17 protein-coding genes are annotated in these 17,737 nt (G+C 49.7%); 8 read left to right on the top strand and 9 right to left on the bottom strand.

Going from position 1 to position 17,737, the window contains the following annotated elements:
• Nucleotides 1-56 precede the first annotated feature (56 nt).
• The 3 genes from rpoZ to ACN0R8_RS05965 all read right to left on the bottom strand — a co-directional run bounded on the left by rpoZ (nucleotide 57) and on the right by ACN0R8_RS05965 (nucleotide 2,874).
• On the bottom strand, nucleotides 57-299 hold the full coding sequence (rpoZ, locus tag ACN0R8_RS05975) for a DNA-directed RNA polymerase subunit omega (RefSeq protein ID WP_078319691.1): 243 nt from the start codon (nucleotides 297-299) through the stop codon (nucleotides 57-59).
• Nucleotides 300-409: 110 nt separating this feature from the next.
• Nucleotides 410-1,063: a guanylate kinase gene (gene gmk, locus ACN0R8_RS05970; RefSeq protein ID WP_417596044.1), complete on the bottom strand. Its 654-nt coding sequence runs from the start codon at nucleotides 1,061-1,063 to the stop codon at nucleotides 410-412.
• Between the two features lie 98 nt (nucleotides 1,064-1,161).
• Nucleotides 1,162-2,874 carry a diguanylate cyclase gene (locus ACN0R8_RS05965; protein ID WP_417596042.1) on the bottom strand — a complete coding sequence of 571 codons (1,713 nt, stop codon included), beginning with the start codon at nucleotides 2,872-2,874 and terminating at the stop codon, nucleotides 1,162-1,164.
• Between the two features lie 302 nt (nucleotides 2,875-3,176).
• On the opposite strand from ACN0R8_RS05965, the gene ACN0R8_RS05960 reads away from it, so the two are divergent.
• The 7 genes from ACN0R8_RS05960 (at nucleotide 3,177) to ACN0R8_RS05930 (ending at nucleotide 11,444) form a co-directional block, all read left to right on the top strand.
• Complete coding sequence (locus ACN0R8_RS05960; RefSeq protein WP_417596040.1) at nucleotides 3,177-6,923, top strand: ATP-binding protein; 3,747 nt, start codon at nucleotides 3,177-3,179, stop codon at nucleotides 6,921-6,923.
• Nucleotides 6,920-7,540, top strand: a complete 621-nt coding sequence (locus ACN0R8_RS05955; protein WP_417596038.1) for a hypothetical protein — start codon at nucleotides 6,920-6,922, stop codon at nucleotides 7,538-7,540. Before ACN0R8_RS05960 ends, ACN0R8_RS05955 begins: the two co-directional genes overlap by 4 nt.
• Nucleotides 7,540-8,811: a hypothetical protein gene (locus tag ACN0R8_RS05950; protein WP_417596036.1), complete on the top strand. Its 1,272-nt coding sequence runs from the start codon at nucleotides 7,540-7,542 to the stop codon at nucleotides 8,809-8,811. Before ACN0R8_RS05955 ends, ACN0R8_RS05950 begins: the two co-directional genes overlap by 1 nt.
• Before the next feature lie 189 nt (nucleotides 8,812-9,000).
• Nucleotides 9,001-9,255, top strand: a complete 255-nt coding sequence (locus ACN0R8_RS05945) for a helix-turn-helix domain-containing protein (protein WP_417596034.1) — start codon at nucleotides 9,001-9,003, stop codon at nucleotides 9,253-9,255.
• Complete coding sequence (locus ACN0R8_RS05940; protein ID WP_417596032.1) at nucleotides 9,255-10,001, top strand: type II toxin-antitoxin system HipA family toxin; 747 nt, start codon at nucleotides 9,255-9,257, stop codon at nucleotides 9,999-10,001. Before ACN0R8_RS05945 ends, ACN0R8_RS05940 begins: the two co-directional genes overlap by 1 nt.
• Nucleotides 9,953-10,291 (top strand): hypothetical protein, encoded by a 339-nt coding sequence (locus tag ACN0R8_RS05935; RefSeq protein ID WP_417596030.1) that lies wholly within the window; start codon nucleotides 9,953-9,955, stop codon nucleotides 10,289-10,291. The genes ACN0R8_RS05940 and ACN0R8_RS05935 overlap by 49 nt, the downstream gene beginning before the upstream one ends.
• 283 nt (nucleotides 10,292-10,574) lie before the next feature.
• The gene (locus tag ACN0R8_RS05930) at nucleotides 10,575-11,444 is read left to right on the top strand and encodes an AraC family transcriptional regulator (protein ID WP_417596028.1); all 870 of its coding nucleotides are present in this window, start codon (nucleotides 10,575-10,577) and stop codon (nucleotides 11,442-11,444) included.
• Between the two features lie 494 nt (nucleotides 11,445-11,938).
• Here the strand turns inward: ACN0R8_RS05930 and ACN0R8_RS05925 are convergent, their stop codons facing one another.
• The 6 genes from ACN0R8_RS05925 to ACN0R8_RS05900 all read right to left on the bottom strand — a co-directional run bounded on the left by ACN0R8_RS05925 (nucleotide 11,939) and on the right by ACN0R8_RS05900 (nucleotide 16,354).
• Nucleotides 11,939-12,820: an HNH endonuclease gene (locus ACN0R8_RS05925; protein ID WP_417596026.1), complete on the bottom strand. Its 882-nt coding sequence runs from the start codon at nucleotides 12,818-12,820 to the stop codon at nucleotides 11,939-11,941.
• On the bottom strand, nucleotides 12,805-12,975 hold the full coding sequence (locus ACN0R8_RS05920; RefSeq protein WP_417596024.1) for a hypothetical protein: 171 nt from the start codon (nucleotides 12,973-12,975) through the stop codon (nucleotides 12,805-12,807). The genes ACN0R8_RS05925 and ACN0R8_RS05920 overlap by 16 nt, the downstream gene beginning before the upstream one ends.
• Nucleotides 12,976-13,133: 158 nt before the next feature.
• Nucleotides 13,134-13,409, bottom strand: a complete 276-nt coding sequence (locus ACN0R8_RS05915; RefSeq protein ID WP_417596022.1) for a SemiSWEET family sugar transporter — start codon at nucleotides 13,407-13,409, stop codon at nucleotides 13,134-13,136.
• A 24-nt stretch (nucleotides 13,410-13,433) separates the two neighbouring features.
• Nucleotides 13,434-14,252 (bottom strand): inositol monophosphatase family protein, encoded by an 819-nt coding sequence (locus ACN0R8_RS05910; protein ID WP_417596020.1) that lies wholly within the window; start codon nucleotides 14,250-14,252, stop codon nucleotides 13,434-13,436.
• 85 nt (nucleotides 14,253-14,337) lie between these two features.
• Nucleotides 14,338-15,504, bottom strand: a complete 1,167-nt coding sequence (locus ACN0R8_RS05905) for a LacI family DNA-binding transcriptional regulator (protein ID WP_417596018.1) — start codon at nucleotides 15,502-15,504, stop codon at nucleotides 14,338-14,340.
• Between the two features lie 73 nt (nucleotides 15,505-15,577).
• Nucleotides 15,578-16,354 (bottom strand): MBL fold metallo-hydrolase, encoded by a 777-nt coding sequence (locus ACN0R8_RS05900; protein ID WP_417596016.1) that lies wholly within the window; start codon nucleotides 16,352-16,354, stop codon nucleotides 15,578-15,580.
• Nucleotides 16,355-16,610: 256 nt separating this feature from the next.
• On the opposite strand from ACN0R8_RS05900, the gene ACN0R8_RS05895 reads away from it, so the two are divergent.
• Nucleotides 16,611-17,684 (top strand): ABC transporter ATP-binding protein, encoded by a 1,074-nt coding sequence (locus ACN0R8_RS05895; RefSeq protein ID WP_417596014.1) that lies wholly within the window; start codon nucleotides 16,611-16,613, stop codon nucleotides 17,682-17,684.
• Nucleotides 17,685-17,737: the final 53 nt, after the last annotated feature.

Here is a 17,737-nt window from a genome sequence, read left to right as displayed (position 1 = left end):
ATTTGCTAATAAAGCTGCCGGTATAGGGGGTCTTTATCTGTGCCAACATAGGCGACTTACTCCTCGTCGTCACCCTGGAATTCACGACCTATCGCTTCAGCATCCCGCAGCAGCTTGCTGGTTACATGGCCTTCTGCAATTTCGCGCAGAGCCATCACCGTCGGCTTATCGTTTTCCCATGCCAGCATAGGATCTTTACCACCAGTACTCAGTTGATGAGCACGTTTACTGGCAACCATAACCAGTTCAAAGCGGTTTTCTACATTGTCTAAACAGTCTTCAACAGTAACGCGAGCCATTTGGTATCCCCAAATAAATAATGACAACCAGCAGAGAATCGCCCAGTTTACTGAATTACGGCTTTCTCTGACAAGAGATCGTGATAACTAAATCCCATAAACGGCAGGGTTTATGCCAGAAGGTCGCTGATCAGCGAGCCCTGACGCAGCTTTTGATTATTCAGCAGCTGGCGCTGGGCAATAATAACAGATCGTAGCTCATTCAGAGCGACTTCAAAGCGATCATTGATAATGACATAGTGATATTCATCAAAATGTGACATTTCATTGACGGCTTGAGCCATACGCCCGGCAATAATATCAGCAGAATCCTGACCACGGTTATCCAGCCGTTCCTGCAGAGCTTCTTTAGAAGGCGGCAGAATAAAAATACCAACGGACTCCGGCATCAGCTGACGTACCTGCTGTGCTCCTTGCCAGTCAATCTCAAGAATAATGTCAGTGCCTGCATTAAGCTGCTCTTCCAGCCAGATACGAGACGTACCGTAAAAATTACCGAAAACTTCCGCATATTCCAGAAAAACATCTTCCGTCAGCAGCGCTTTAAACTGATCCACAGTGACAAAATTGTAGTTTACACCATCTTCTTCTCCGGGGCGTGGAGCCCGCGTGGTGTGAGATACAGACACTTTAATATCCCGGGTTTGCTCCAGAAGTGCTGTTACTAAGCTGGATTTACCGGCGCCTGAGGGGGCAGAAACAATATAAAGTGTACCCTTAGCGTGGCTTTTTTCGGGAGGATTATTGGCAATGTTCTGTGGCATGTCGGATTCCTAAAACCAGTATTCTGAGCAAGGATTTTATCGGTATTCAGGATCGGATGCGACTCTTAGGGCTAGGGCTGAAATGCCAGCCTGATATATCAGGAGGTTAGGGGTGTCATCTGGCACTCAGAGAAGCGTACACAATTGCGCCCGGTATTCTTAGCTTCATAGAGTGCAATATCGGCCAGATTAAGAGCGGTGTCGATGGTTTCCCGTTCGCTGTCGATCGCGACTCCGCCAATACTGATAGTGAAACTCAAGCTGTCGCCCTGCTGGTCAAGGCTGAGCGATTGAACTGCACTGCGAATCTGCTCCGCCCTTTGTTGTGCTTTTTCATCGGAGGTGTTGGGTAGAAGCATAACAAATTCCTCTCCTCCGAAGCGGGCTATCAACTCTCCTTTTCTGCTATTCAGCCGCAGCAGGTCAGAAAGCGCAACGATCACCTGATCCCCAACCTGATGGCCGTAACCATCATTAATAGCTTTGAACCGGTCGATATCTATAATCAGTAGCGCCAGAGGCATTTCTGTCTTTCGGGCCTGCTCAAGCAGGTAGTTGGCTTCTGTATAGAAGTAGCGGCGATTATAGAGGTGCGTTAGGGGGTCAGTTACCGCCAGTAGTTTGAGTTCATCCTGCGAGGCCTTGATATCTTCCAGTATTTTGATGCGATAGGAGATGATAAAAGCCAGCATCAGGGACTCCAGCATAATACCGATACCCACCCCGTGGCTGCTGATATAGTTAAAACCGATAATGCCTTTATAGAAAAGTACCGCTACGCCACTGAAGATCACGAACAGACTATGGCCGAACAGAAAATACTTCGCCAGAGGGTCGCCTTTTCTCAGCAGCGAGATACTGACAGAGAGGGTTACCAGCATCATTAAGGCGGCCAGTGAACTGGTATGGCGCAGGGCGGGAACAATATCAAATAGCCCGTAGACAAAATTCAATACCAGTAACAGCAGAATACACTGCAGGAAACGGTGCTCCCTCAGATGATGTTTTCCGGTTTGGAAAACATCCATCATAAAGAGAATCAAAAAGACAGGCATAGAGACCAGTGACAGATGCATTTTAAGCGTATCGGCCCCATAAATGTTGAAAAGGTTGGCCAAAAGTCCATAGGAGAGCGCCACCCAGACTGCACCGGAGATCAGATACAGAGAATAAAAAATATTTTCTTTTTTGTTGGAGGAAAAATAGAGTAGAAAATTGTAGATCACCAGCGCCAGAAGAATGCCGACCATCAGCGCAATATCGTTATGGGCTCCGATACCCAGCAGGGCCCGGCGGGAGTGGTCTTCATCCAGAATCAGCAGAGAAAACCACTGATGGGAGAAAGAGACGCTTTTCACATAGAGGCGTTTACTCTCCCTTGCATCCAGCCAGAACTCAAAAATGGCACTACCCCTGTACATCAAAGGGCTGCTGGCGGCAGTATCCATCTCTAGTTGTTGTTGTTTATAGCCTTCCGTTTGCTGTTCATAGAAGACAACCTGACGATTATGGTAAGCCTGGGGCTGGTGAAGAAAAAGTCGTCTTGGCTGATCCGTCAGATTTTTGATCTCTATCTGAGACCAGGTGGTTTTTGCATCGGTGCCCAGGGAAACCTGGTTGGGAGATAAGGTAAATGTTTGTGCCCGTGCTTCGTCAAAAGACAGGGTTTCAGAGTGGTCAATAAAATAGCTCATCTGAAAGTGTGTCAGGTTAACGTCGTGAGAGTCAATCAGTACAGCGGATCGGGATGCGTGAGCAAATTGTGCTGCAAATACCAGCATCATGACAAAGGTTTTTAATAATCCTGCCATAGCAGAGTTCCGTTCTGTAAATTCAGAGGTATCTGAAGGCTGCTTAAGAAATACCCATTGCCACTTCAGGCATAAAACGAGGCCAGTTAAAAATAAGTATCAAGATGACAAGTATGCCAGATATTTCCTGACTTGCACCGAGGGTTTTTACTGGTTTCGCTCAAGATGTGACCCAGTGCCATCGACCCTAACCGTCAAATAGCATCTTTGCGATCAGGTGATAAGATAAAGCCGCGCCAGTTTTGGATGCAGCAGGTAGAATAACCTCATTTTTTTTAACCGACCAGCCTGAAGGATGTGATATGTCGCAACTACTTCGTATCGTACTGATTAACACCCACCTGAATGGCGTGGTGGAACTGCAGTTGGATGAACATGCGAATATCTGCGGTACGAATGCCTCAGGCAAAACGACCCTGCAACGTCTGGTGCCGGTGTTTTACGGCGAGCTGCCCAATCGTGTTGTGCCGAAAACACGTAAAAAGTTTGACGAGTTTTATCTGCCTTTCACCAATAGCTACATCATATATGAGTATCAGCGCGACAGCGGCGAAATCTGTCAGGCTGTTCTGCTCAAGAAAAGCGATGGTGGTCTGGAGTACCGCCTGGTTGGTATTCCATATCAGAGTGAGCACTATCTCCAGGATAACGGTAAAGGGGAGTACAAAGCGTACAGCTACAGTGAGTGGGCCAGTATTGTCCGACATCAGGCCGCAGGGCTTTTCTCCCCTAAGATCAGCGCTACCAGCGAATATCGCAGCATCATTCAGAATGACACCAGTGCTTTGCGAGGCAGTAATGCTGAAAGCATTAAGCTACATCGTCTGGCCACCAGCTTCAGCCTGGTTAGCGGCCCCCACAAGCTGCGCCATATCGAAAAATTGGTCAGTGCCGTCCACGCCAAAGAGGGAAAAATGGACACCCTAAAGGCGATGTTAGCGGCTATTTTTGAAGAAGATGGCGTGATTCTGCCCGCAACCAAGGTGAAAAACACTAAAGCCCGTGAGTGGATTCAGCAGATGCGTCAGTCCAAGGGACTGAACGACCTGCAGCAAAAACTGGATGGGCTGAAGCAGCTGGCCCGCCAGTTAGATGGGCTGGAATCCCAACTGACAGGGCTTCAGCCGCAGTTACAGCAGGATCAGCAGCAACAGTTGCAGAAAAAAGCAGATAGTGAAGAGATTTTGCATGGTTTGCGTAAGCAGATCAGCCATCTGAAAGAGACCTTTCAAGAGCAGGAAAGCGACATCAACAGCAGCCTGAGCAAAGCTGGCCACGACCTGAAAGAGACGCAGGCGAGACTGGATCGTATGCAGCAGCGTTTTGATGACTACGAAGCGCAGGACATGCCACAACTTCAGCGCGACAGCGATGCCCTGCCTCTCTGGCGGGAAAACCTGCAGGAACTGCAGGAGCAGCACCAGCTGATGGCAGAACAGCATGGCGACCTGGAACGCCAACTGGATCTACGCAAAATTAAACTATCGGAAGCCTTGGATCGGCACAGTGAGCAGCACAGTCGTAAAGTAAAAACGCTGCAGCAGGAAAAAGATAAAACCCGCGAATCTCAGGATAATCAGTTAGCGGAACTGGATCAGTCATTTCAGAACCGTTTCCAGCAGCAACAGGAGTTGTTTGCTGAACAGAAATCGGAGTACCAGAGCGCCATCGCCGTACTGGAAAGCCAGCTGAACGCCCCTTTGGAAACCGAAGAGGAACGGGAAGCCCTTGCGGAAGCCGATGCCCGACTGGAAGAAGCGCAGCAGGTTGCCCGCCAGCATCAGCAGCAGGTACAGCGCAGCCGACAAGCATTAGACGAAGCGCGAACGGCACAACAGCAGGCAGATGACCAGTTAGGCCGCCAGCGTCAGCGGGTACAGCAGGCAGAATCAGAGCGGCATCAGCTGCAACGTCAGTTAACACCGGAGCAGGGCAGCCTGCGCCACTTTCTGCGCCTTAACTATCCGAACTGGGAGCAGACTCTGGGTAAAGTGGTCGCCCCTGAGTTACTGGAACGCAGTGATCTGCAGCCCCGACTAAGCGAAGCCCTCTCACAGGCGACCGATTCAGTGACCGGTTTTTCCCAGAGCAGCTTGTACGGCTTGCTACTGGAGTTAAATGTGCTGGATCTGCCGGACTATGCGCAGGATGAAGCGGCTATCCAGCACCGTATCCAGCAGGCGGAGCAGCAGCTGGCGGCAGCAAAAGCCGGGCAGGCGGACGCAGAAAAAACACTGAGGCAGTGCCACGAAAGCTTTGAAACGGCAAAGGCAGCGCTGGAGCAGGTGCAGTGGCAGCAGCAGGAATATGAACAAAATATCGACTACGTACGCGATGCCCGAGACCGCCTCAGAGAGCAGCAAACATCGGCGCTCAGTGCCCGTAAGCAACAGTTAGCTGATCAGTGGAATGAGAAAAAGCAGCAGCTGGAAGGGATCACCTCCCGCCAGCAGCTGGATCTTCAGGCAATGAAAGAAGATCATCAGAGCCAGCGGCTGGAGTTGAAATCGGATTGGCAAGGTGCCCTGCAGCAGCTGGATGATCAGATAGAGCAGATGGATCAGCAGTTAGCGCAACGTCGGGAAGAGAACCGTAAGCAGCTTAAAGAGTTACAACAGGCGTTCGATGAGGAGCTATCCGCCAAAGGGATTGACCCAAAACGCCTCAGCGAGCTTAAACAGCGTCAGCAACAGCTGAAAGGACAGATCCAGCAGACAGAAGAGCGTCAGGACCTTCTGCGTCAGTGGCAGGATTTTATGCAGGTGGACTGGCAGCAGCGTCGCCCGCAATTATTGGCGGAAGAGACCGAATTAAAACAGCAGCAGCGGCATCTGCAGCAGGCTCTTACGGAGCTGAAAACAGACTTTAGTCACCAGAGCAAACAGCTGGAAAGTGATAAACAACAGCAGCAAAACTGCATCCGGCAAGCAGAAGAGATGCTGGTATTGCTGCAAAATGTACTGGGACGCTTGGATGAACTGGAGCTGTTGGCGAGTATTCCTGCGGATCAGCCTGGTGGCAGTGATCTGACGGAACGGCTTGCCCGAGCCAATGAAGCGCTGGAGCTACGTAGTCAGCAGCTGGCGCTGTTGGATAAAGAGGGTGCTCGTTTTGAAAACAAGCTGAATGAAAATGCCAGTCGTGAATTTATTGATCGCCTTGAGCATGAAAAAAGCAAGTTACCTGACTTTACCGGCACCCGTGAGCAGCTGCCCATTCTGACCGATCTGCTGCATATCCTGAAAGATCAGCAGCAACAGCTTTTAGAGATGGGTGAAAATATTGGTGGTGATCTGAAAAAATTCTTCGACGTCTTCAGCGATATTAACCGGCGCATTAACCGTCAGAGTCGCCGCCTGAGTGACGCTGTTTCCGATGATCTTATCCTGGAGGGGATCAGCCGCTCTGAAGTGAGAATTCTTTCTACCATCGACGAACTGGGTTTCTGGCAGCCTCTTAAGCACTTTGCCAAACTGTATGGCCAGTGGCGGGATGCGGGTCATAGCGAACCATCAGATGAGTATCTGGATGCCTTGTCAGATGTAGCCGAACTTTTACGCTCCGATGAGCAGTATAGTTTTGAATCTCTACTGCGACTGGAATTGCACCTGAGTGAAGGTGGTTCTGATCTGGTGATCAAGAATGACCGTCAGCTGCTGGAGTCTTCCAGTCATGGCATGGCCTATCTGATTCTCTGTAAATACCTGTTGGCTTTTACCCGCCTATTGAAAGGTGATGCCAGTGTCACCCTGCACTGGCCAATTGATGAGATCGGCACCCTGGCTTACCACAACGTCGAAAAACTGTTTCAGGCCTGTAGTAGCAACCAGATTGTTGTAGTGGGAGCTTTCCCGAACCCGGAGTCCGATGTCCTTATGTTGTTCCGCCATCGCTATCTGATTGAAGCAGATCAGGCGAGCCCGAACCGACGTCAGTTAAAACGTATTCAACCTAAAATCAGTAAACTGGCGGAGCGTCTGGCGGAGAAACAGGCCAGCTCTGCAATCCATCAGGAGACCCCATTATCCCATCAGGAGACCTCAGTATGATTCAACACGGCCCCCTGTTAGAGCGCCTTCTGGCGGGTGATTTCGTCTGCGCCATCAGCGATCCGGACGGCTTTCGTCATTTGAGTAATAGACAGACCCGGGATGAGGTGAACCATTATCTGCGGCCGCTGAACCGCCGGCTGGCCGCTAATGATGATCAAAGCGTCTATTTTCTGGCCTATCAGGAGTTGACCCCGGATGCTCGGGAGCAGATCAGCCAACAGTTCACCACCACCATTCAATCGCTGCTGCCGGTACTTGAATGGTTGCAGCTGGTTCAGGAAGCATTGGGTCACGACAGCGCACTTACCGCCGGAGACACCCTGAAACTACAGGAGTTTGTTCTGCGGGCGGAAGATAACCAAAGTTTGCGACAGCGGCTCCAGTCTCTGGCAAATGATCGTTTTTTCAACAGCCAGAGTGATGCTTTAGATCAGCAGGTAAAACTGATTTTTCGCCGTCTGAAAGAGCACGGATATCTGCAGCAGCCCCATAGTGACCGCCATTACTATGTTGTCACTGGTAAGATCGATTATCTGTTGGATATGGTGCGTTTTATCCGTGATGAAGAGCATCTACCGGTGGAGGATGACCCTTCCCAGGAGGTACTGCTCTGATGGCGGATGCAACAGACCGCAATCTCACCTCCAGCCTGTTCAGTATCGGCGCTGAGCGGCTGGCACTGCTGGGCAAATACCATAAAGTGCTGATGCAGGGGTATCTGCAAGGCTTTGTGGATGAAGGGCAGCTGAGCGAAAGCGCTCTCAGAAAACTGATAAGCGCCCGTATTCTTTGGCGACCGGATGAGACCCAGCCGCTGACCTTACGCCCTCAGCTCAGTGAACTGATCGCCAGCATGGTCTCCGATGAAAACCGTCGTCAGGTAAATGCTGACGTTGCCCAAAAGTTGGAACAGATTCATAACCGGGTTCAGGCTTATAAAGAAGCGCAATTTAAAGGTGATTACAGCGTAGCTGACATGCAGCTGCAGCGCCTGACCGAGCTGGTACATGATCTTTCCGGCCAGTTTGAAGACGCGATAGACAGCCTCTGGAATCGACTAAATAGTGACTTTGGCTTTGTTGGCAGCCTGAACGAAAAAATCCGGGAAAACGAGCGTGCCCAGCAACAGCTGCGCCGCTTGCTGGATGGTCTGCAGCTGATCGATTTTAATCAGTTGATAGAGCTGGCTGAAGGCAGCAGCCAGCTGCGTAAACTGTTAGTCAGTCGCCTGCAGCATCAGCTGAGTGGACATCATGGCAGCTTACTGGAAGTACAGAAGCGATTGGTGGCCCTGCTGGCTAAATTTCGCCAACAGCAGTCCCGCTCTCTGCTGATTAACAATATGGTCAGCTTTCTTAAGCAGCACCCGGCATACAGCCCGGCAGACTATCCACATCGTAGTAGTGTGCCGGAGCTGTTTAATCAGGCGGCACCAATAAAGCTGAAAGGTGCCGCAGCCTTCGACCGGGCCGGAGAGCGTCAACGCCTGGCGGAACTGGTGCATGATCTGCCAAAAACCACTCCTTCTCCGTCATCAGACCCGCAAAGTGCCACCTTCACCGCTCTCTTTGAGGATGAAGCGGTGGCCGCCCGTCAGAAAGCGCTGAAACAGGATGTGGAAAACTTTTATCTGCATATCATAGACAGAGCCACTGAAACTCCTGAACTGGCAGAGCAGCACCCTGCGGTCAGCGCCCTTTCCTATCGGGATGAATATGAGCTGGAATGGGACCCGGAGATCTGGCTTTACCAGATTATCGCGGATTATCAGGCCCTGCCCCGACAGGATCAGCGCCTGTTCCGACTCACCAACCAGGAAGCCAAAGCATCCGCTACTAACCATCTGATGCTGATTCAGGATATTCAGCTGCAGCTGCGGGTGTAGTTTCCAGTCGGGCTTTTGAAGCAGGATCAGGACTGAAAAATTTCAGTCCTGGCCTTATTTCTGTTTGCCCGTAGAAGATACCGAATGCTCCTCTGGCTATTCTGAAATCATACCTCTATAGTTTCCTATATAAGAAATTTAATCCTAATAGTATTTGGTATTTCCTATATAGGAAATTTTGGCATCGCTGTGAATAAACGAACAGAAATGGGCGAAGTGATAAAGCAGGCCAGAAAAAGGCTGAATTTGACCCAAAAGAAAATAGCCGAAAACATCAATATCCCTGCAACGACACTCTCCAAGATTGAAAATGGTCATTTCTCAGGATCATTGGATATTCTGGAGCGCTATCTGGATGCGGTTGGACTGGAGATTATCGTCACGGAAAAGAAAAGGCGCTTACCGGATTGGGATGAGCTGGACGAGCTTTTTGGAGAAGATTAATGGCCTTTGAAACACTCCCCAAGCGCATCGACAAGCTGAAAGTGAAACTAAAGGATGCAGAGTTGGGGCTGCTGACTCGAGGCTCCGTACACTTCTACCAGCCATCGCAGATTGAGCAGTTCGTATCCCTTACTATGACACGGCCAACACTGGACGGTTATTCGTCAGGGGCGCTGCATCCTATTTTTGCTCAAAACCTTCCCGAGGGATTTAACCGTCGGTTTATCGCGGAACGCCTCGCCCGATATGCCCGCGTTGATGATATGTATCTGCTGGCGCTTCAGGGTGATAACGGTATCGGCATGCTCTCCTACCAGTCAGAGTTTGCGCTACCGGAGGTGGGAGGCGTGTCTCTGGATGAAATTCTGAACTATCGGGGTGAAGAGCCGCTGTTTCCACAGCTGCTGGAAAAGTACTACCTACGAAACTCATTGGCCGGGGTGCAACCCAAGGTCAGCATCTCAGGAACTGACAGAACCGTTGAGCAGAAGGATCTTATCGTAAAGTCCTTTGATGCTGAATTTCCGCTGCTGACGGTAAATGGATATGTCTGTATGGAGGCTGCCAGGCACTGCGGCCTGAAGCCACCAAAAGTTTACCTCTCAGACAATCTGGAAACCTTTGTTGTGGAGCGCTTTGACAAGCGAGAGGGAGACTTGTTGGGTTACGAAGATTTTACAACATTAATGAAGCGGCCATGCAGCAGATCTTTGTTTCACCGCCTTTTGATATTACCCACACCCTGATTTACGAAACCCTCGATAATAAAATGGCGCTGAAGCTTAAAGGCAGTAAAGTTTTCCCCAACCGTAATGACCTGCTTGGACTGGCCAGCTCAAAAAGCTTCAGACTAAGAGAAGCCGCCTCCATCATAGATGTAACCGCTGAAGGCGTTTTGGATTATCTCTCCACTTGTCAGGAGGTGCATCTGATGCGTGGCCTGAAAGAGTCCATCATCAGCTCTGTTTCAAAAGTAATGTCGCAGACTGTCAGCAGCAAAGGCTACAGGCATGATAAAAAACGTAAGTTTGAATAATGATGCGCTGCCGATTCAGCTGCAGTTGCGGGTGTAGGAATTCAGACGTTACAGGAGGCACCAAATGGACGTTGTACCAGGCAATGTAAATCGCTGGCTGCGTCAGAAAAAGATGCAGGGCTCAGTATTGCGCATTCTGAATATCTATCCTGATAAAGCGCAAGATGGGTCAGGTTGTTAGTCCGGTGTCATCGCATACTGGTGTCAGAAGGTGGTTCCTTCAGCAGAGTGCGGGCTTTTAGTCGGCAGCAAACAACATCAGACAAGATAATCAGGGGCCGGAGTGAATCAGGCAAAACAGCGCTATCAGCAACGTATGTTGGCGGTATGTGACTACATCTACCAGCACCTGGATCGTGATCTGACTCTGGACGAGCTGAGTCAGGTCGCGCACTTTTCCCGCTATCACTTTCACCGGCAGTTCAGCCAGTTTATGGGCATGAGCGTCACCCGCTTTGTGCAGCAACTGCGACTGAAACGGGCCGCCTACCAGTTGGCCTTTCAACCGGATCGCCCCATTACCGATATCGCCTTTGATGCCCGCTTTGAACGCCCGGAGTCCTTTACCCGCGCCTTCAGACGGGGTTTTGCTCAGTCCCCCAGCGAGTTTCGCCATCAGGCGGATTGGATGCTCTGGAACCAGCACTACCAAAACCCGACACCCGATTCTCAACAGGAGACACCTGTGAACGTCAATATCGTTACCCAGCCAGAGATGCAGATCGCCGTACTGGAACACAAAGGCCCCATGGAAACCGTGATGGCCTCCGCCGGACAGTTCCGCCAATGGCGCATCGAGACCGGCCACTCTCCCATCGTCAGCTGTAAAACCTTCGGCATTATTTTGTGCGATCCGAAAAATACCGCACCGGAGGATTTCCGCTTTGATATCGCCGGAGAAGTCCCGCAACCGGTTCCGGAAAACGCCTTCGGCATCATCAACAAAGCCATGGCCCCAGGCCGTTGCGCGGTCGTACGCCACCACGGCCCCCACGAAGGGCTGGATGCCAAAGTCTATTATCTGTACGGGCAATGGCTACCGGAAAGCGGCGAAGAACTCCGCGACAGCCCCTGCTACTTCCACTACCACAACTTCTTCCCGGAAGTGGATGAGCACGAGCTGATAACGGATATTTACCTGCCGATTGTGTGATGGGGCTTGATGAGTGATCAGGGCTGGAAGATTTCAGCACTGTGAAATGCCAAAGCCTCAGCACAGACTTCCTAAAGAAACTCTGGTTTCTTCCCTTTAGTTCCGGGGCTTTGTGGTATCGCCGGATCTGATGTCCCCGCAGGGTGATGAGTCGGTAACTCTTCTGCTACTGTTTGAGCAGGCGTTTTTTGAGGTTTGATGAGGTTGACTTGTCGATAAAATCAAATTTTATCGACACGTTTTTCCTTTATGTCGATGCTATCGACATATCGGGTTTATATGTCGAGAAAACAGCAAAAAATTGACATATAGCTTTTCTGCGAGAAGGGGTAAAAAACTATCAGATCAAAAAATCAAAAGACCCTATTACAAAGCAGGCTGTAGAAATCTTCTCCTTAGCCAAATGCAATAAATTAGTATCTGGGAAAAAATGAGAAAATAATACCATTCGGTTCTTGGATGAAAATCCCAATCAATAAGTCTCACTACCTGTTTCAATTAAACGAACCGAGCTTCCGATGAACCGCCAAGTATTCATCATTTGGTGGCATTACCAATGGCACTTCAATCAGTTTCCCTTCAATCGATTTAAAATGCTGCTTAAAACTTTCTTGGGTATGAAATTCTTTGAGCTCGGTGGATAATATAATTCGGTAATTATCATCGAGCGATATTAGATGCCGATCAAACGCGGCATCGTAAGTTGCTGATAAGTACAATCCATTTCGCGGGTCTAGCCTTTTGCTTGGGTCTTTCGCCCAACCAATAATATGGCTGGCACGATTAACTGCTGGTATGTTCAGCCCAGTAATGCAACATCGGCCTTGGTAGTTTTTACGAATGATGCTTCTGAAAACAGATTGGTTAATACGTTGTTTCACTAACTGAAGCTTATCTCTTCCTTCGGGTATTTGAAGTTCTTCGGTAAGGTAGTTAGGGAGTGCATGTTTTGCCTCTAACAAATCTAACTCTCGACCATTTAGATTTAATTTATCGGAATAAGCGTCAATTAACGCCTCCTCAAATCTCAGCTCAACTAAGAATTGATGATATTGCTTGATTGCTGCGGAACAAAAACCATCTCGCAAATAGCTGACGGGTTGATCGTCAAAAAACCAGATAGAATGTTTATTTCGGGATTCTTGGAGCAGGAAATGGTAAAGCGACTCTAATTTTTCTGATGATGAAATCAACCAGAGATTTTGGATCTGTCCAAACCCTACAGGATGACGCTTGATCATTTCACAAATAAGGTCGATTGCTCTGATATAGGAGTTAGACTTATTACTTTGCGGCTTGTCATCTTCCGATAGAAATAATTTGAATCTCGCCTTTCGGCTTATTTCGGCCGCTTTCTGATTCAGGTTTTCAGCCATAAAAAGCTCCCATTTTCGAACCATCGCCAGATTAACTGAAATAAGGAAGGGTTCCGAGTGGTCAGTTCCGCATGGATCGGCACCAGCTTAACGGTATTACCTTCGCCCAGTTCCGTCAGAATACCCACCAGCATACGCAGGGCGCTGACCGGCATATTAACGGAATGGGTCTCCCCGCTCTGTCCTGAGCAGTCAACCTACAAGCTAGAGGTGAGTATATGTCGCCCGCATACCCGTTAAAAGGGAGCGGCTAAAAAGATAGCGCCGCCCCTTTCATGACTAAAGCAAATTAAGCCGGTTCGTTTTACTTGGGCTACTTCCGAAATTTCTGCAGCTTTCTTTTATAAATGGTCAGCCCCAGTACCATCAGCGCCAGAATCAAGGTGATCAAATTAGCGGCCATCATCGGCATATCGTCGACTAAAAAGCCATACAACAACCAAAGCGAAACGCCTGTGGTAAAGATGGAGTACATCAACAGAGAGATGCCATCCACGTTACCGGTTCGCAGGATATGAATAACCTGTGGTACAAAAGAAACGGTTGTACAAAATGCGGCCATAAAGCCAATTAACGTGTTGTTTTCCATAGGGTTTAACTCAATATATTGGATTTATACCGGGGTAGTTTCAGGCAGTAAAAAAGCCTGATTTTCTTCATAAAGTCCTGGGGCTGCGACCCAGATAGGACTACCCTCAAATAAGCCGTTATTGGCAAAAAAGTCGCAGCAAATACCTCCGGCTTCTTCCACCAGCAGTAAGCCTGCGGCGGCATCCCAGGAATTCAGATGGGCTTCAAAATAACCATCGGTTTGACCTGCTGCGGCATGTGCCAGCATCAGAGCCCCGGCCCCAAAACGGCGGTACTCGATTTCATGGCCTATCAGGTATTCGATCACTTCCAGATAGCGAGGCAAGGGGTGGCGGGATGACATGCCCAAGCCCAGAATTGCTTTGCCGGGGGCCGGAGTTTGCATCTGCAGTTTTTGTGTATTCAGATAGCTGCCCTGACCTCGTACGGCGTGGAAAAATTCATCGCGATCCGGGGCAAAAATACAACCTAATTGCACCGTGTCATCAACCACATAACCCACGGAGATACACCAGTAATCCATGCCCTGAATATAGTTTGTGGTGCCATCAATCGGATCGATTACCCAGATACCGGTTTGCTGGGGGCAATCCGTTGGCGCGACCGTATTGCCATTGCGGTCAGTCAGGCCGGTTTCTTCGCCCAGAAACAGATCATCAGGATAAAGCCCGGATAGCTGACGGATCAGATAATCTTCTACCGCCTTATCTGCTTGCGTGACAAAATCCTGCAGGCCTTTACTGCTCACGGCCAGGCCTTCATTACGGTATTGGCACGCCAGTTCTCCGGCATGGCTAAGGATTTTTTGCACGGTATCCATTCGGTCGGCATATAGATTCATAGTGGTTCCTGGTTTTTCTCATCCTATGGCTGGGATGACATTAAAAAGTGGTTTCGTAATGGTGTTGCTGCTAACTAGGTTGTTACTACATGTGCTGTTGCTTCAGCATGTTGTCTAAATGCTGGGGATTACGTGTTTGATAAGGGTTGGGTGAGGTATTGCGCAGCAATAGCTCAACAGAGACCGATTCCACCCGTTGAGGGCGCTCGGGGTCTTTGGTTCTTTGCTGCAGGCAGTGCAGCGCCTTCCGGGCCAGCTCATCAATATTCTGTTTCAGCGTACTGAGTTGGTAGCTGTAGAAACGGGTTTGCGGCGTATCATCAAAACCGATCAGCTGGAAATCCTTGGGGGCATCTTTGCCATGCTCACGCATACCGTCCAGAAAACCGCAGGCGATCTGTGCATTGGCGCAGAACACGCCATCAACGCTCTGTTGTTCTACTTTGTTCTTATGGATGCTGTCTGGTTTTTTGGAGGACTTGCTGTCTGGGTTGCTGGTTGAATCGTTGGCGAATTCCTGATGGCACAGTCGGTAAGCGGCCAGACGACCGCCTTCATAACTGGCATCTTCTGTCGTTAGCTCAGTTAGGCGGATCTCATTGGTGGCTAACGAGTCATTTAATGCCTGCCGAAAGCCTTCCGCCCGCGCAATACCAGACCAGGTAGAGGCTGTCGGTGCTACATTCACCCAGGCCAGATGACAGCAACCTGCTGCCAGCAGTTGGTTGGCTGCCATAGCGGCACCGGAGCGGTTATCTGATTTGACGATATCCACACCCGCCAGAGCAGATTCCCGGTTGATCGCGACCACAGGGATTTTCATACGCACACACTCGGCTACTAACTCTGAGGGTGGTTGCCCCGAGGTAACAATCACACCGGAGACCCGAAACTGAGTAAAACGACGCAGGGTGGGCTCTAGTTCATCTTCGGAGTTAATTTCGGTAACCAGCGCCTGAAAACCGGCTTGCTGAATCTCCTGCAGCAGTCTTTCTAACAGCTCACTGCGGAAGGGATCACTTAAACGGGTGGTCACGACACCAATCAGGGTGCTGCGTTGTTTATTCATGCTCTGGGCCAGCATATTGACCTGATAACCCAGTTCTTCTGCGGCTTTCAGCACTTTCTCACGGGTAGCCTGAGCGACACTGCCGTTATTGGAAAAGGTGCGGGATACCGCAGAGCGTGAAACACCGGCACGCTCTGCCACATCTTGTGCGGTTACCGGTCGATGTAAACTTGACTGACTCACCTGTTGTTATCCTTCCATATCAGAATTAACGCTGTTTAATCGGCAAAAATTTAGATTAAAAATGCACACGTGTTCAAATAATGTTTTCAGCCTGATCTGCATCCTGTTTTATCTGTTCGATATCCAATAGGAAATGCTCTTCAACCATCATGGTATATGGGGTTGAGGCGATCTCTTGCTCAATCTCTGTCCGCTCGTGATCGGCACAATGGTATAGACAGAGCTGGCCAAAACTCACTTTATCGCGCAAAGACAGGCAATCGGGCAGATCACCGTGAGAGCTGGTGTTTGGCAACGCCTTCAGTGAACCGCACTCCTGAAAAACAATGTCGGCATTTTCCATTAGTTCGATATTGTCTGGAGTCGGGCGGCCATCCCCGCTAAAGAACATACTGTGCTCTTCGATCTCAATTCTGATCGAGCGGTTACTGATCTCGTGCTGAGTGAATGCGGTTTTAATCTGCCAGTCCCGCCAGCTGAATTCAGGTTCAGCCTCATGCCAGCTGAGCTGAAAACTTAACTGTTTTTCTGGCCAGTAGGCTAATTGTGCCAGCGTTTCCAGCCATGGCTTATGTTCCCCTTGGCACCAGATTTCAAGGGGCTTCTGACGCCCCCGGCTATGCCAGCGGTTAAGCAGTGTGGTCAGTCCCAGACAGTGGTCTGGGTGGATATGGGTGAAATAAATCGCATCAATTTCATCAATGCCCAAGTCCCTTTGCCAGAGTGCTCTGGGCACCGTTGCACCGCAGTCAATTAACCACTGAAAACCTTTGTTATCCATCACGCGAATGGATGAGGTGTTGTGCTCTGTTGAATAGGCGCTGCCACAGCCCACGACATCTATTTTCATTTCTATTCCATCGACATTGTCTTTTTTGCTTAATCAAATTGTCATCACTTTCGGAAAAAGTATGGCCATAAGATGCAGGTCAGCCATTGCATTTTTTTTACAAAAAAAAGAACACGTGTTCATTTTTGCAAAAAAACGGAAATATTCGAACTGACCTGCCTGATTTCACAGCTCGACAGTGGCCTGAGAAGACCGATGCTGAAAATGATGATCAGCTGAGGTGGCCAACAGAGCGGATACGATCACAGGAAATATAATGTCTTTTCTGACTATTCAGGATCTTAAAGTGGGATACGGCGATTCGCTGGTACTGGACGGAATTAATCTCCAGGTACAGGAAGGTGAAATGATCGCGCTGTTAGGCCCATCCGGTTGCGGCAAAACCACTCTGCTGAATGCGTTGTGCGGTTTTCTGGATGTATCCGGAGGCTCGATTAACGTTGCCGGACGTGAACTGACCCACCTGCCTCCCGAGCAGCGGGAGATGGCGATGGTGTTTCAGTCTTATGCACTCTGGCCCCATATGACCGTCAGCCAGAATATCGCTTACGGCCTGAAACTGCGCAATATGAGTAAGTCCGATATCTCGCGTCGGGTGCAGGAAGTGCTGGATCTGGTCAATATGACCGGTTATGAAAGCCGCTCTGTCACAGCCCTATCTGGTGGTCAGCGTCAGCGTGTGGCGCTGGGCCGTGCCCTGGCGATTCAACCGCCGATGCTACTGCTGGACGAACCCCTATCCAACCTGGATGCCCGTATCCGCCTTAGAGTGCGCCACGAGATTAAGAGCCTGCAAAAGCAGCTGGGTTTTACCTCCATTATGGTCACCCATGACCGGGAAGAAGCCATGGTGATGGCAGATCGTATTGTGGTGCTGAATCAGGGCCGAATCGAGCAATCCGGCACGCCGCAAGAGATCTATCAGCAGCCAGCCACAGCTTTTGTTGCCGACTTTATGGGTGCTGATAACCAGGTCCAGCTGCCGGTCAGTGTGGAGAACCAGCGTATGACCAGCGCTCAATCTGGTTTGCAGTTATCTGTTCCTGCGCTCTCATTTGATCGGGCACCGCTATCGAATCAGCCCGGTAGTCAGCAGGCACGACTCTTTTTCCGTAGCGAAGCGGCTCAGTTACTGCCTGAATCCTCCTCAGATTTTCCATCGGGATTACAGATGACCGGTATTGTCGGGCAGTGCGCTTATCTGGGTAACAGTTATCGCCATAGCGTGCGTTGTGGCGACCATGAAGTACAGGTGGACCATCCGCAACCTCTGGATGAAGCCTGTGCGGTAACCGTGCGAGTGCCTGAACAGGCACTGCATATTTTCTGATTGTTGTTTTACCACCATTTAATGTTCTTCAAATTTTAGCAACGAGGATTTAA

This window comes from Oceanospirillum sp. (assembly GCF_048265165.1).
Lineage (GTDB): Bacteria > Pseudomonadota > Gammaproteobacteria > Pseudomonadales > Halomonadaceae > Oceanospirillum.
This window is presented reverse-complemented; position numbering and strand designations above follow the sequence as displayed.

What these genes read in the sequence shown, in the direction of transcription:
- rpoZ (WP_078319691.1), bottom strand. Translation starts at nt 299, where the DNA reads ATGGCTCGCGTTACTGTTGAAGACTGTTTAGACAATGTAGAAAACCGC.
- gmk (WP_417596044.1), bottom strand. Translation starts at nt 1,063, where the DNA reads ATGCCACAGAACATTGCCAATAATCCTCCCGAAAAAAGCCACGCTAAG.
- ACN0R8_RS05965 (WP_417596042.1), bottom strand. Translation starts at nt 2,874, where the DNA reads ATGGCAGGATTATTAAAAACCTTTGTCATGATGCTGGTATTTGCAGCA.
- ACN0R8_RS05960 (WP_417596040.1), top strand. Translation starts at nt 3,177, where the DNA reads ATGTCGCAACTACTTCGTATCGTACTGATTAACACCCACCTGAATGGC.
- ACN0R8_RS05955 (WP_417596038.1), top strand. Translation starts at nt 6,920, where the DNA reads ATGATTCAACACGGCCCCCTGTTAGAGCGCCTTCTGGCGGGTGATTTC.
- ACN0R8_RS05950 (WP_417596036.1), top strand. Translation starts at nt 7,540, where the DNA reads ATGGCGGATGCAACAGACCGCAATCTCACCTCCAGCCTGTTCAGTATC.
- ACN0R8_RS05940 (WP_417596032.1), top strand. Translation starts at nt 9,255, where the DNA reads ATGGCCTTTGAAACACTCCCCAAGCGCATCGACAAGCTGAAAGTGAAA.
- ACN0R8_RS05935 (WP_417596030.1), top strand. Translation starts at nt 9,953, where the DNA reads ATGCAGCAGATCTTTGTTTCACCGCCTTTTGATATTACCCACACCCTG.
- ACN0R8_RS05925 (WP_417596026.1), bottom strand. Translation starts at nt 12,820, where the DNA reads ATGGCTGAAAACCTGAATCAGAAAGCGGCCGAAATAAGCCGAAAGGCG.
- ACN0R8_RS05920 (WP_417596024.1), bottom strand. Translation starts at nt 12,975, where the DNA reads ATGCCGGTCAGCGCCCTGCGTATGCTGGTGGGTATTCTGACGGAACTG.
- ACN0R8_RS05915 (WP_417596022.1), bottom strand. Translation starts at nt 13,409, where the DNA reads ATGGAAAACAACACGTTAATTGGCTTTATGGCCGCATTTTGTACAACC.
- ACN0R8_RS05910 (WP_417596020.1), bottom strand. Translation starts at nt 14,252, where the DNA reads ATGAATCTATATGCCGACCGAATGGATACCGTGCAAAAAATCCTTAGC.
- ACN0R8_RS05900 (WP_417596016.1), bottom strand. Translation starts at nt 16,354, where the DNA reads ATGAAAATAGATGTCGTGGGCTGTGGCAGCGCCTATTCAACAGAGCAC.
- ACN0R8_RS05895 (WP_417596014.1), top strand. Translation starts at nt 16,611, where the DNA reads ATGTCTTTTCTGACTATTCAGGATCTTAAAGTGGGATACGGCGATTCG.